This is a genomic window from Ruegeria sp. CE12 (assembly GCF_056537525.1).
The window spans coordinates 153,432-167,510 of sequence record NZ_JBQFRS010000005.1; the positions used below are offsets into that span (position 1 = coordinate 153,432).

The following is a 14,079-nucleotide window of genomic DNA, read 5'->3' on the forward strand; positions in this document are numbered from 1 at the left end:
GCTTCATTGGGTTACGGCACGACCTCATAGGGCGTGTCGAACCAGTATTCTTCGAGATTGCTTCCTGCGCCGATCCTGTCGACCACAGCAAACAGACCGGGTCCGTGCAATGGCGTCAGAACACCATGCCATGTACCGCGATGATAGTTCACCGCCTGCCCGGGCAGCGTCGAAAACGCCTTTGGCTGACCCGGCTTGCCACCTTCGTCCAGCGCAACGATGACCAAAAAGGGTTGGTGCGTCATCGGTAGGAACGCCTGGCTTCCATCGGGGTGCCGTTCAACCATCTCCAGTCGATAAGGCAGTTCCCGTGGGTTAGCGTCGAATAGGCTGATACCGGCGCGCCCGTCCGAGAAATCAAGTGCGGCCCGGTCATGATATCGGCCACATTGCCCCTGATTGATGATCTTATCGGGTGCTCCGGATGTGTCGATAACGTCACCAAACGGAGCGAATGCCTCTGCCGAGATCGGCTCAATCACGATCTGGCGGCTCATGACGGCAGCACATCCCGCAGACGGAATTCGGCGATCCGTTCAACCTGTCGGCAGGCTTCGGCAAATTCAGTTGTGCGATCGTGGTCGATCCGCCGGTGGAAAGCCTGCAGGATCGACGCCTTATCGTGATCCCGTACAGCAATGATGAAAGGGAAACCGAATTTTTCCGTATACTGACTGTTCAGCTCGGTGAACGTGGTTCGTTCCTCATCGGTCAGTGCATCCAAACCGGCAGAGGCCTGTTCAGACGTGCTTTCTTGGGTCAGGCGCTTGGCTTGTGCCAGCTTACCCGCCAGATCCGGGTGCGCCGTCAGTACCCCCAACCGCTCCGCTTCGGAAGCTGAGCGGAACATGCGGGTCAAAGCGTTGTGCAATCCTCCGGCCGTGTCATGTGCAGGGCCAAGTTCAAGATCATGGGCACGCTCGGCAATCCATGCCGAATGTTCGAAAATCCCGCCATAGGTCTGCACAAACTCTTCCCGCCCCATCTGCGAGGGTTTTGGATGATGCTGTGGCGGATGGGCCTCGGCCCAATGTTCGGCAATCTGCAACCGCGTCGCAAACCACACATCAGAAAAGCCGCGCGCATAGTCCAGGAACCGCTTGAGGGCAATGACACGCCCGGGACGTCCGATCAGGCGGCAATGCAGGCCTATCGACAACATCTTGGGTGCACCCGCCTCGCCCTCTTCGTGCAGCGCATCAAAGCTGTCCTTGAGATAGGAATAGAACTGATCGCCTGAATTGAACCCCTGCGGCGTTGCAAAGCGCATATCGTTGCAATCCAGCGTATAAGGCACGATCAACTGATCGTGCCCATCTGACTGCGTCCAATAAGGCAGATCATCAGCATAGGTATCCGCGACATAGGCAAACCCGCCTTCTTCACCGACCAGCCGAACGGTGTTTTCTGAACAGCGGCCTGTGTACCAGCCACGCGGGCGTTCCCCCACGACTTCGGTGTGCAGACGGATCGCCTCGGCAATCTGTGCACGCTCTTCGTCTTCGGGCATGTCCTTGTGTTCGACCCATTTCAGCCCATGGCTGGCAATTTCCCAGCCTGCATCTTGCATCGCGGCAACCTGATCGGGTGAGCGCGCCAGTGCAGTCGCCACGCCATAGACAGTGATTGGCAAGTCCTTCATCAACCGGTGCAATCGCCAGAACCCTGCACGCGCGCCGTATTCATAGATGGATTCCATGTTCCAGTGGCGCTGACCCGGCCATTGCGCCGCGCCCACGATCTCAGACAGAAACGCCTCGGACGCGGCATCCCCATGCAGAACGCAGTTTTCACCACCTTCCTCGTAGTTCAGTACAATCTGTACAGCGAGCTTTGCACCACCAGGCCATTGCGCATCAGGCGGGTTGGCTCCGTATCCGATCAGATCACGGGGGTAACGAGGGGGCTGCATGCTGTGTTCCGTCTTCGTCTTGTTACAATATTCAATCAATAGCGCAGAAAACGGCAGACGATTATCAAATCAATCCGAACGCTGTTTCCATTTCTTTCTGCGTTCCCAAAGTCTGTGAATTCAATTGAGACTGTGTCAAACCAAACTTGTTTGCCAAGGTTGGCGACATGCGGCAAACGGGAATATCGACAGGATAACAGGAGATGACCGTGGCAGGCTATCTGACAACCCATGTATTGGACACGGCCCGCGGCTGCCCGGCAGAAGGCCTGAAGATCGCGCTTTATCGGGTATCCGGCAACTCGCACAAGAAACTGGTCGAGATGGAAACTAACGCGGATGGCCGGACAGATAGCCCGATCCTGCCGCAAGAGAAATTCAAGCCTGGCACCTATGAACTGATCTTTTTCGCCGGTGATTATCTGCGTGCGACAGGTCAAGCGGCAGAAGACCCCCTGTTCCTGGATCAGGTCCCAATCCGGTTTGGCATGTCAGATGAAGAGGCGCATTATCACGTGCCACTGTTGCTGTCGCCCTTTGGGTATTCAACCTATCGCGGCAGCTGATCGCTCAGGTTTCTGCGCTCTTAACCACTTTCGCAATGTGCGAAATCATAAAGTCCATGAACAGACGCGCCTTCGGGTCCTGGTGGCGGCGATGGGTGTACAAACACGCCATCTGCACCGGAACCGGAGGCGTTTGTGCAGCTACTTTCACAAGGCGTCCGGCCTTGAGATGATCAGCCACCTCAAATACCGGTTTCATCGCGATGCCCTGCCCTGACAGCGCCCAATCAGTCAGCACATCACCGTCATCACATTCAAAGCGGCCCGAGACTGCGAACCGCTTTGGCCCTTCGGACGTTTCAAGCAACCATTGAAACTCGGTAGCCCCGGGAAAGCGCAGATTCAGACACTCATGCCCGTCCGAGATCAGGTCCGCCCCTGTTTCTGGCATACCCCGACGTTCAACATAGTCTGGTGCCGCGCACAGCACGCGCTGACAGTCCGCAATCTTGCGGATACGCAACGTGCTGTCCTCGGGTTGTCCGATGAAAAACGCCAGATCCAGACCCTCGGTCGTCAGATCAACTGATCGGTCCGTCAGTCGCAGCCGGACATCGATTTCAGGATATTCTGAGAGAAAGTCAGGGACATGCGGTGCAAGTAATCGACGCCCCACCCCCAGAGGTGCGGCGACAAACAATGACCCCCGCGGCGCTTCGGTCAGATGCACGACCTGTGCTTCGGCCTCGTCTACGGCATCGAGAACCCCAACAGCTCCGGGATAGAAGGCCCGCCCCTGTTCGGTCGGCGTCAGGTTCCGGGTGGTTCGCTGGAACAGGCGCACGCCCAAATGGTCTTCCAACTGCGAAATCCGCGCCGAAGTTACCGCAGGTGAGATACGCAGATCGCGCCCGGCTGCAGACATGCTGCCCAGATCGTAGACCCTGACAAAGGTTCGGATGTTATCGAGGTAGGACATCTTCTCGTTTTTTTTGATACAGTTTGACAATATACGGGAATACCGAAGAAAAGCCCGCTTGCCTAGTGTGGCCGCAAGCAATCGGAGACATCTGCATGTACGACTTCGCCGTGTTCTGGGACTGGATGGCATTCGCTGTGCGCTGGCTGCACGTGATTACCGCCATCGCGTGGATCGGATCATCCTTTTATTTCATCGCGCTAGATCTTGGCCTGAACCGGGATATTCCCGGACCCGCTGATGGGGAGGAATGGCAGGTCCACGGTGGTGGCTTCTATCACATCCAGAAATACCTTGTGGCACCCGAACGGATGCCGGACCACCTGACCTGGTTCAAATGGGAAAGCTATGCAACCTGGCTCAGCGGGGCCGGATTGCTGATGATCATCTATTGGGTGGGCGGAGAACTGTATCTGATCGACGCGCAGAAAGCCGATCTGGCCCTATGGCAGGGCATCCTGATCTCGGCTGCGTCGTTGACTGTGGGTTGGCTGGTCTATGATTTCCTCTGCAAATCCGGTCTGGGAGAGCGCCCGACCCTGTTGATGGTGCTGCTGTTCGTTCTGCTGGTGGCAATGGGTTGGGGATACAACCAGATTTTCACCGGCCGCGCGATGATGCTGCACCTTGGTGCCTTCACCGCCACGATCATGACCGCAAACGTGTTCTTCATCATCATGCCGAACCAGCGCATCGTAGTGGATGACCTGAAGAACGGCCGCACGCCCGACCCGAAATACGGCAAGATCGCCAAGCTGCGATCAACGCACAACAACTACCTGACATTACCGGTCGTGTTCCTGATGCTGTCGAACCATTACCCACTGGCATTCGCGACCGAATACAACTGGATCATTGCGGCACTGGTCTTCCTGATGGGTGTCACAATCCGGCACTACTTCAACACCCGACACGCACGTGCAGGTGACCCGACATGGACGTGGTTGGTCACCGCGCTGTTGTTCATCGCAATCATGTGGCTGTCCACTGCCCCCATGTACAAACCGCTGGAAGAGGCCGAGGCACAGCCGCTGACGCCTTATGAACAGAAATTCGCGGCCGCGGACGGGTTTGAAGAGGCGCACGATATCGTGCTGGGCCGCTGTTCCATGTGCCACGCCCGCGAACCGGTTTGGGAAGGCATTCTATGGGCTCCCAAAGGCGTTCTGCTGGAAACCGAAGGCGACATCGCACGAAATGCGCAGCAAATCTATCTGCAGGCGGGCGTTACACATGCAATGCCCCCTGCCAACGTGACCTATATGGAACCCGAAGATCGCGAAGCCATCATTCGCTGGTTCAGAAACGCGGGCCTGTAAAGCGACCACAGTTCAGGTCAAAATACCGTCCAGCGCACTAAACCTCTTTCCCTGAACGGGTTCAAATGCTCTAACATGAATTTAACGAGCTGCAGCAAGACACAATGCGGCGCGAGTGATTTCGACTAGGGGCAGTTGGAGCCATCTGATGCAGAGAAGCAGGCCGCGAGGCATTCTGGGGTGCTGGCTTTTGGGCACTCTGACGGCTTTGGCGCCAACCGCTCTGTTCGCACTTGAAACCACACTTACGGCCCCCGGAGCCCCCAAGGAGCTGGTTGAGCGCCTTAAGGAAACCTCGTCGGTTACAACTGCCGAAGCGCGTGGACTTGATACGCCACTGGAGATTCTGTCTGCCGCCCTGTCCGATTACCGCACGATCGTTCAGATCATGTATGACGAAGGGTATTTCGCCCCGGTTGTCAGCATCAAACTGGATGGGCAAGAGGCTGCAACCATCAGCTCTCTGACCGTGCCTGCGCAAATCAACCGCGCCACGATCACTGTTGATCCCGGGCCTCCATACAACTTCGGAACCGCCGTGGTGCAACCACTGGCCCCCGAAACCGAACTGCCTGCTGATTTTGCCACTGGAAAACGTGCAACCACCGGTGCGATTCAACAGGCCGCTTCGGCTGGTGTACAGGGCTGGCGGGATGCAGGTCACGCAAAGGCCGATGTGGCCGATCAAAAGGTCATCGCACGTCACGCTCAGGCACGTCTGGATGCCCAGATTGATCTTGATCCCGGACGTCGGCTGACATTTGGCAAGATGTTCATCCATGGCGACACGGATGTCCGCACCCGTTCGATTGAAAAGATCGCCGGTTTTCCGACGGGCGAGGTCTATTCACCGCAACAGATTCAAAAGGTCGGCACGCGGTTGCGACGCACCGGAACATTCAGTGTCGTTTCGATTCAGGAGCGCGATACACCCAATCCCGATGGCACGCTGGATTTTGATGCAACATTCGAAGATCTGCCCAAACGTCGGCTGACATTCGGTGTCGAGCTTGCATCCCGGGATGGTCTCGACGTCACAGCAACCTGGACCCACCGTAACGTTTTTAAACGAGCCGAGCGGCTACGCTTTGAAGCTGCCATCCGAAACATAGGCGGGGCCGAAGATATCGATGGCCGCATCGGCCTGCGCCTTGATCAACCCGATCGTCTGGGTCCGGATGACAACACCTTCTGGAGCGCATTGCTGGAACGCAGAAACACAGAGAATTACAATGTGAGCGTAGCCTCGCTGGCCTATGGTGCTCGTCGCACATTCTCTGACAGGCTTTATGCCGAAGCAGCCGTTGGCTTCTCGGTATCGAACGCAGATGACGCATATGGTGATGGCCGCAAGTTTCGATACTTTATCGTTCCGTTCCGTTCTGAATGGGATGAACGCGACAGCAAGGTAAGTGCTACGCGCGGCTTTTATCTGGATAGCCAGGCCATGCCATTCGTTGGCGTTTCAGGAACCAAATCAGGTCTGCGGCTATTCTTTGACGGTCGCGCCTACACGGATCTTCGCACTTCTGGTCGGCTGGTCCTGGCCGGTCGCATACAGCTTGGGTCTGTAATCGGACCTCCGGCAGATGGTGTGACACCTGACTTTCTGTTCTTCTCGGGCGGGGCCGGAACGGTTCGCGGTCAACCCTATGAGAGTCTGGGCATTCCTGTTGGCACAGGGGTTGCGGGCGGTAAGTCTTTCCTTGGCTTCTCGGGTGAAGTGCGCGGCAAAGTATCAGAAAAGTTGTCGCTGGTTGGGTTTTACGACTACGGTATGGTCGATACTTCGTCCTTCGTAACCGCAGATGCAGAATTCCATTCAGGTGCGGGGATCGGCGTCAGGTATGATCTGGGCGGCTTCGGGCCGCTTCGGTTTGATCTGGCCTACCCCGTTCAGGGCGATACCGGCGATGGGTTGCAATTCTATCTTGGGATCGGACAAGCCTTTTGATGCGACGCGTTTCATATCCTCTGGTCTTTACAACCATGATGGTCGCAGCGCCTGTTGCAGTGCAGGCGCAGGAGGATGGCGGCGGCAGCATGCTCGAAAATTTCCTGCAGGACACGCTGTCCGGGGAAGACCGGAACATCAAGGTTATCGGGCTGCAGGGCGCGCTGAGTTCTCGTGCAACTATCGAAGAGATTACGGTCGCGGATGACGAAGGCGTCTGGCTAACGGTTAAAAACGCGGTGCTGGACTGGAACCGGCTGGCACTTATACGCGGCCGGTTCTCGGTAAACGCTCTGACCGCAGAAGAGATTGATGTCGCCCGGGCACCCGGTACGACAACAAAAGAGGCAGAACCCACCTCGGCAGAGACCCAGCCCTTTCAGCTTCCTGAGCTCCCCGTATCCATCGAAATTGGCGAGATACGCATTGACGAAGTCTCGCTGGGCGAGCCGCTGATCGGCGTGGCCGCTGAGCTTGCGGTGAACGGCAATCTATCGCTCGCGGATGGCGCGCTGGATACAAATCTAGCCATCAACCGGTTGGATCGAGCCGGAGATTCAATCAATCTGGCCGCCGGGTTCCAGAATGAAACGCGGCAGATCGATCTGGATCTGACTGTGGCCGAAGCGACTGGCGGCCTGATCTCAACTGCGCTGGGTATTCCCGACAGTCCTCCAATCGGGTTGACCGCCAAGGGATCGGGCCCGGTCACCGATTTTACTGCAGACATCGGATTGAGCAGCGACAATGTTGATCGGGTCTCCGGTCAGGTTCGATTGCGCAGTGCAGATCAGACAAATGAGACATCCACCGATGGCATCGCCTTCACTGCCGATCTGAATGGCGACCTGACCCCGTTTCTGGCTGAGAACATGGATACGTTCTTTGGCACAGACACACGCTTGTTCGTCGATGGGCAAACCCATTCCGATGGTGCGCTGGATATTTCGGATATCGAAATCACCTCACAGGCGCTGAAACTGGAAAGCCAACTCAGTCTTGCAGCAGGTGGCAAATTGCAATTGGCTGCATTGCAGGGCCGCATCACGCCGCCTGATGGAGACAAGGTAGTTTTGCCGGTCAGCGGTGGTGACACTTCGATTGGTGCAGCCCAGATTTCGGCACTGTTCGACGCAAAGAACGGCAATCTCTGGGATCTGAGCGTTACGGCAGACGACGTCAACGCGCGTCAGATCAGTCTGAACCACGCGCGTATTACCGGTCAGGGGACCCTGGATCAGACCAGCGGCCTGAGCGTCGATGGTGACCTGCAGGCGGCACTCGACGGGATCGATATGGCCGATCCCGCGCTCAATACCGCCATTGGTGATCGCATCACACTGGATGGTCAGTTCGACTATGGAAGCGATCAGTCGCTTAGGCTGTCGGGCTTTGAACTGGTCGGAAGCGACTATGAACTTGGGGCCGATGCGCTGATCAGTGGGCTCGCAACCGGTCTGCAGATCGATGGCTCTGCTTCGTTGCAGGCGACCGACCTGTCGCGCTTTTCCGAACTCGCCAAACTCGACCTTGGCGGATCCGCTTCGGCTCGGGTTGAAGGCAACGGATCGCCGTTGGAAGGCAGTTTTGACGGCAAGCTGGTTGTCAGCGGGCGCGACCTTTCCACCGGTCGCGATGACATTGATCCGGTAATTGCCGGAGAAACCGACATCGTACTCGACGGCAAACGCGGATCGGACGGTGTAACCATTCGGGAGTTCACCATCACTGGTGAAACCCTCAATGCACAGGCGAATGGAGATGTCACCACCCCGGATGGGAACCTGACCATTGACGGGCAAGCCAGTGTAAACGCCACCGATCTGTCGATCTTCTCAGGCCTCGCGCAGCGAGAACTGTCAGGTGCATTGCAAGCGCAGCTCGACGGCAAAGGAACGGTTCAGACACTCGAGTTCGACGGCACAGCCAGCGTAACCGGTGATGACATCCAAACCGGCATGGCAGAGTTTGACCCGCTGCTGACCGGACGTACAACCATCAAATTTGACGGCGCCAAATCCGGCGATCAGGTGGTAATCCGAAATGCCACCGTCAATGGCAAAGCGCTGACCGCGCGTGTTGCGGCTACAATCGATGACCTTACTGGCAACCTGTCCGTCGATGGGCAGGCGCAGGTCAACGCACCTGATCTGTCTTTATTCTCTGGTCTTGCCGGTCGGGATTTGGCTGGATCGGTCAAAGCGAATGCAAAAGGCAAAGGTGCAAAGGGCAGCAAGACCTTTGATATTCAGGGCAGTGTGGATGCCAACGACATCAAAACCGGCATCGATACAGTCGATTCTCTTATCCAGGGGCGCACCACACTCACGGTAGACGCATTGAATGACGATCAGGGGCTGAATATCCGAAACTTCCGCCTCAGCGGAACAGCCTTGTCCGCCAACGCGTCGGGTCAACTGGATCGGGACGCTGGTGGACTGAATTTCTCTGCTGCATTGGATGATCTCAGCCGTCTGTCAGCCACTTTGTCTGGACCGCTGAAACTGGATGGGAACGTGGCCCCGACAGACACCGGGATTGAGGGCACTGCACGGCTTCAGGGGCCCGATAGCTCATATGCAAATCTAGTCGGCACAGTCGATACCAACGGCGCAGCCGATCTGGACTTCGATGCGAAGTTCAATCGTATCGAACGTTTTGCACCAGAATTCCCGGGCAGCCTTGCAGCCAAAGGCAGCGCCAAGCGCGACAACGGTGAATGGACGATCGATGCGAGCGCAGAAGGCCCGGCAGGCATCAATGGCAAAGTGGCCGGCACCTTTGACGAGGCAACAACCGAGGCCGACCTGACCGCTCAGGGCAGCGTGAATATCGGTATTGCGAATATCTTCATCACCCCCAACAAGATCGATGGAACCGCTCAGTTCAATCTGGCGCTGAAAGGTAAACCGTCGCTGGATGCGCTGAGCGGGTCGGTCACCACTTCGGGCACCTCGATGGCAATCCCGGATGTCGGCCTGACCTTTACCGGCATCGGTGGATCGGTCGATCTGGCGCAAAGCCGGGCCACGGTCTCGCTGCAGGGTGGGGTCCGTGCCGGAGGGAACTTTACGGTCAGTGGTCCTGTAGATCTCAAACCACCCTTCAATGCGCAGATCACAACGGCGCTCAACAATCTCGTGCTGACAGATCAGTTGCTGTACGAAACGATCCTGAACGGCCAAATTGCGTTGACAGGGGCACTGGCGGGGAACAGCTCGCTCGCCGGGCAGATCAACTTTGGCGAAACCAATATCAATCTTGCCGCGGCTACCGGTGCCGTCGGCGCGGCACCGATCCCCGAGATCGAACACCTGAACGAAAGCAGTGCCAGCTATGTCACCCGGGAACGGGCCGGACTGGTCGAAGTGGAAGGCGCCAAAAAAAGCAACTCGCGCATCGCTCTGGACATTGGCCTGTCAGCTCCCAAAGCAGTCTTTGTACGCGGTCGTGGTGTAAACGCTGAACTCGGCGGCCGCATCCAGATCGGAGGGACGACGGCCGCCGTCGTTCCATCGGGGCAGATCGAACTGATCCGGGGTAACATCGACATTCTCGGGCGCCGACTGGCCCTGACCAAAGGCATCGTCACGCTGCAAGGCGACCTGACGCCCTATATCGAGTTCGAATCTTCGACCAGTACGTCTGATGGCACTGCCACAATCGAAATCGCCGGTCCGCTGGATTCACCCGAAGTTGACGTCTTCTCGGACCCGGAACGCCCGGCAGAAGAAGCGCTGGCGATGCTGTTGTTCGGCAACCGCTTCTCAGAACTCTCCCCATTCGTTATCGCCCAGATGGCAGCTTCTCTGGCGCAGTTGAGCGGCGCAGGCGGGGACGCGACCAAAGGTCTGAGGGACGCAACCGGTGTCGATACGATCGATATTGGCGCAACCGAAGGCGGCGCTGGCCGTCTGGGTGCCGGCGCGTATCTGAGTGACAATCTCTACACCGATTTTACTGTGAATACTGAGGGTGACACCGAGGTGAACCTGAACCTCGATGTCACGGACAGTTTCACGGTACGTGGCACGGTAGACGGACGTGGAGAAACCGGCATTGGCATCTTTTTCGAACGCGACTACTAAACGCCTCTCGCAGCGGTGACTTGACCCTCTGTCAGGGGCATGCAGGATCGGCTTGAAACAGCAGCCGAGCCATCATGACCTTTACCACACGCCCCGAAATTGCCGGCACCTTCGGCGTCGCGACAAGCACCCACTGGATCGCATCTGTCGTCGGCATGAAGATCCTTGAACAAGGCGGCAACGCCTTTGATGCCGCCGCTGCCATGGGGTTTGTCCTGCATGTGGTTGAGCCACATCTGAACGGCCCGCTTGGCGATATGCCAATGCTGATCAAACCTGCGGGCTCGGAAACACCAACCATGGTCTGCGGTCAGGGTACCGCGCCTGCCGGGGCCACGATCGCGCATTACCGGGATCAGGGTTTACAGCGCATACCTGGCACAGGGCTTTTGGCCACCGTTATTCCCGGCGCCTTTGATGCGTGGATGATCACGCTGCGTGATCACGGTTCACTACCTCTGCGCGACATTCTGGAACCGGCCATTCACTATGCCGAGTTGGGACATCCGGCCCTGCCCCGTGTCGCCAATACGATAGCCGGTTTGGCTGAGTTCTTTCACGAAGAATGGCCGACTTCCTATGATACGTGGGTACCGGGCGGATCGGCTCCGCACGCTGGGGCGTTGATGCGAAATGCGCAGCTTGCTGCAACCTGGCAGCGGCTGCTGAACGAAGCGGAAACGGTTGGCGATAGAACCGCACAAATCGAAAAGGCGCGACAGGTTTTCTATCGCGGGTTCATTGCCGAGGCCATCGACCATTTTCTACGCGACGCCTGCGTTATGGATGCGTCGGGCCAGCGGCACAAAGGCGTTCTGACGGGGCAGGACATGGCCAATTGGCAGGCCGGTTATGAGCCCCCAATTTCAACCAACTATCACGATTGGACTGTCTGGAAGGGGGGGGCTTGGACCCAAGGACCCACGCTGTTGCAATCGCTCAATCTGCTGGCCGGGTTCGATCTGAACGCCGCAGATGATGTCGAGTTTGTCCATCTCGTGACTGAAGCAATGAAGCTCAACTTTGCCGACCGTGAGGCTTACTACGGGGACCCGACACAGGTAGACATTCCCATCGATACACTTCTGTCAGCAGAATATGCAGATGCGCGCCGCGCTTTGATCAGTGCTTCTGCATCAACCGATCAAAGACCGGGTCGTCTTCCCGGATATGAGCATTGGGTCGATGCGGCGCTTACCCATGCGTCTGAAGCCTATCAGCCAGCAGATCAGATCGGCGCAGGGGAACCTACCATGGCACATCTGACTGAAAAGCGCGGCGATACGGTACATCTGGACGTGATCGACCGCTGGGGCAACATGGTGTCCGCCACACCTTCGGGCGGGTGGCTGCAATCTTCTCCGGTTGTTCCCGGGCTTGGAATGCCGCTCAACACCCGCGCTCAGATGTTCTGGCTTGAGGAGGGATTGCCAACCTCACTAGCCCCCGGCCGACGCCCGCGTACGACCCTGTCGCCCAGCATGGCACGTGCACCTGATGGCAGCGAACTTGCCTTTGGCACACCCGGTGGCGACCAACAGGATCAGTGGCAGCTCATCTATCTGCTAAGACTGGTTCATCATGGCATGAACCTTCAGGAAGCTATTGATGCACCGCTGTTCCATACAGCTCACTTCCAAAGTTCGTTCTATCCTCGCGAAACAAGGCCCGGGCATTTGATGATCGAGCCGGGATTTGGGCCCGAGGCCATCGCTAACCTTCAGGCCCGCGGCCACAAAATCGAACAGGCAGAGCCCTGGACTGTGGGCAGATTGACGGCGGCGCGCCGACAGCCTGACGGCCTGCTGCATGCCGCAGCGACTCCGCGCCTGATGCAGGCCTATGCGATTGGGCGCTAAGCCCAACTATTTCCGACGAATTCCGATTGGTTGGCCGATCTGGGATACCGGCTCCAGTCCGCTGTGATCCTGCACCATTTGCGCAAGTCGAGCGGCAGCCCAGTCAGGATAAGGTATGGAGCGCCCCGTTTCATGGCAGACATTCATAAACAACGCTTCCTGCGTTGCACACAGGCTGTGATCGGACTCAGTCAACATCTCTGCGAAGTAGTGCCCACGCTTGTGGTCGGCATCCAGCAGGCGAATTCGGATATAGAACGCCTCACCTTCCAGCACCTCTCGGACAAAATGCAGATGCGACTGGATTATGTATGGGCCCTGCCCGGACTGAGCCACCTGCACTTCACCCAGACCCAGATGGTCAACCATGAATACCTCGAGCGCGTTATCAAAGGCGACCCCGTAATAGCCGACGTTCATATGGCCGTTGTAATCGATCCACTCTGGTTTTGCGGTAAAACCATGAACTTCGATCGGCGCGGGATAGGGCCCGTCGTATCCCGCTCCTGTCGTTTCAGCTGATGACAATTACGTCTTCCTCCGTGTGTTCATGCACTCATGATGCAGCAGAGCGCCCGCCGCGAAAACCTGCGTCGCTATCTGGGTCGCAACGTTGTTCGGTACGCTGACCAAATTGGACGCGTCAGACACCTAATTACATGAAAAGAGACCTATTCCTCAAAAATAGCCACGGCCCGTACAAACCCGGCAGAAGCACCTTTGATCTTGAAAGGGAAACAGGAAATCTCGAACCCTGTTGGTGGCAGGTCTTCCAGATTGGTCAGCTTTTCGATGTGGCAATACCCGATATCCATCGAGGCGCGGTGTCCCTCCCAGATGATCGAGGGGTCGTGCGTTTCTGCATATTCCTGCGCGGTCAAAGGAAATGGGGCATCCCAGCTCCAGGCATCGGTGCCGGTTACACGTACCCCACGCTCTGTCAGATAGAGCGTCGCCTCGCGCCCGATCCCGCAGCCTTTCATCAGATAGTCAGCCTCGCCATAGCGTGTCCCGGCAGCAGTATTGACCACAACGATGTCAAGCGGCTGCAACTCGTGACCGATGCGCTTCAGTTCGGCTTCGATATCGGCTGCGGTGGCGACGTAGCCGTCATCGAAATGGCGGAAATCCAGCTTTACGCCGGGGTTCATGCACCATTCTAATGGGACTTCGTCGATTGTGATCGCGCGCTCGCCTTTGTTCATGGTCGAATGATGGTGATACGGCGCATCCAGATGGGTTCCGTTATGTGTCGCGATCTGCAGCCGTTCAATGGCCCAACCTTCCCCACCGGGCAGGTCTTCTTTTTTCAGTCCTGGAAAGAATGACATGACCTGCTCTGCAGTCTGGTCATGGCTCATGTACTCAATTTCCGGCAACATGATCGGCGGGTCCGATACGATACCGGTTTCCAGAGGTACGGACAGATCGACAAAACGGCGCGGCATGAATTCCTCCCCGG

Annotated in this window: 10 protein-coding genes; 5 read left to right on the forward strand and 5 right to left on the reverse strand. The window is 57.2% G+C overall.

Features of this window, described 5'->3' with window-relative positions; translation table 11 throughout:
* Positions 1 to 11: 11 nt before the first annotated feature.
* Together ACR0IO_RS13710 and puuE are read right to left on the reverse strand one after the other, a co-directional pair.
* A complete protein-coding gene (locus ACR0IO_RS13710; RefSeq protein ID WP_480742213.1) occupies positions 12 to 497 on the reverse strand; it encodes an ureidoglycolate lyase in 486 nt (161 codons plus the stop codon).
* On the reverse strand, positions 494 to 1,912 hold the full coding sequence (puuE, locus tag ACR0IO_RS13715; protein WP_480742214.1) for an allantoinase PuuE: 1,419 nt from the start codon (positions 1,910 to 1,912) through the stop codon (positions 494 to 496). The genes ACR0IO_RS13710 and puuE overlap by 4 nt, the downstream gene beginning before the upstream one ends.
* 209 nt (positions 1,913 to 2,121) lie before the next feature.
* Here puuE and uraH point away from each other — a divergent pair, with 209 nt between their 5' ends.
* Positions 2,122 to 2,478, forward strand: coding sequence for a hydroxyisourate hydrolase (gene uraH, locus ACR0IO_RS13720; protein WP_480742216.1), 357 nt, complete (start codon positions 2,122 to 2,124; stop codon positions 2,476 to 2,478).
* Positions 2,479 to 2,482: 4 nt separating this feature from the next.
* Here the strand turns inward: uraH and ACR0IO_RS13725 are convergent, their stop codons facing one another.
* Positions 2,483 to 3,397 (reverse strand): LysR family transcriptional regulator, encoded by a 915-nt coding sequence (locus ACR0IO_RS13725; RefSeq protein WP_480742217.1) that lies wholly within the window; start codon positions 3,395 to 3,397, stop codon positions 2,483 to 2,485.
* 95 nt (positions 3,398 to 3,492) lie between these two features.
* Between ACR0IO_RS13725 and ACR0IO_RS13730 the strand changes: the two genes are divergently transcribed.
* The 4 genes from ACR0IO_RS13730 (at position 3,493) to ACR0IO_RS13745 (ending at position 12,617) form a co-directional block, all read left to right on the forward strand.
* Positions 3,493 to 4,716: a urate hydroxylase PuuD gene (locus ACR0IO_RS13730; RefSeq protein ID WP_480742219.1), complete on the forward strand. Its 1,224-nt coding sequence runs from the start codon at positions 3,493 to 3,495 to the stop codon at positions 4,714 to 4,716.
* A gap of 148 nt (positions 4,717 to 4,864) precedes the next feature.
* Entirely contained in the window at positions 4,865 to 6,670 is a 1,806-nt protein-coding gene (locus ACR0IO_RS13735) for an autotransporter assembly complex protein TamA (RefSeq protein WP_155148997.1), read from the forward strand.
* The gene (locus tag ACR0IO_RS13740) at positions 6,670 to 10,758 is read left to right on the forward strand and encodes a translocation/assembly module TamB domain-containing protein (protein ID WP_480742220.1); all 4,089 of its coding nucleotides are present in this window, start codon (positions 6,670 to 6,672) and stop codon (positions 10,756 to 10,758) included. Before ACR0IO_RS13735 ends, ACR0IO_RS13740 begins: the two co-directional genes overlap by 1 nt.
* Before the next feature lie 74 nt (positions 10,759 to 10,832).
* A complete protein-coding gene (locus ACR0IO_RS13745; RefSeq protein ID WP_480742222.1) occupies positions 10,833 to 12,617 on the forward strand; it encodes a gamma-glutamyltransferase family protein in 1,785 nt (594 codons plus the stop codon).
* 6 nt (positions 12,618 to 12,623) lie between these two features.
* On the opposite strand, the gene ACR0IO_RS13750 is transcribed toward ACR0IO_RS13745, so the two are convergent.
* Both ACR0IO_RS13750 and ACR0IO_RS13755 read right to left on the reverse strand, forming a co-directional pair.
* Positions 12,624 to 13,145: a thioesterase family protein gene (locus tag ACR0IO_RS13750; RefSeq protein WP_480742225.1), complete on the reverse strand. Its 522-nt coding sequence runs from the start codon at positions 13,143 to 13,145 to the stop codon at positions 12,624 to 12,626.
* Positions 13,146 to 13,288: 143 nt separating this feature from the next.
* On the reverse strand, positions 13,289 to 14,065 hold the full coding sequence (locus ACR0IO_RS13755; RefSeq protein ID WP_480742227.1) for a cyclase family protein: 777 nt from the start codon (positions 14,063 to 14,065) through the stop codon (positions 13,289 to 13,291).
* Between the last annotated feature and the right edge of the window lie 14 nt (positions 14,066 to 14,079).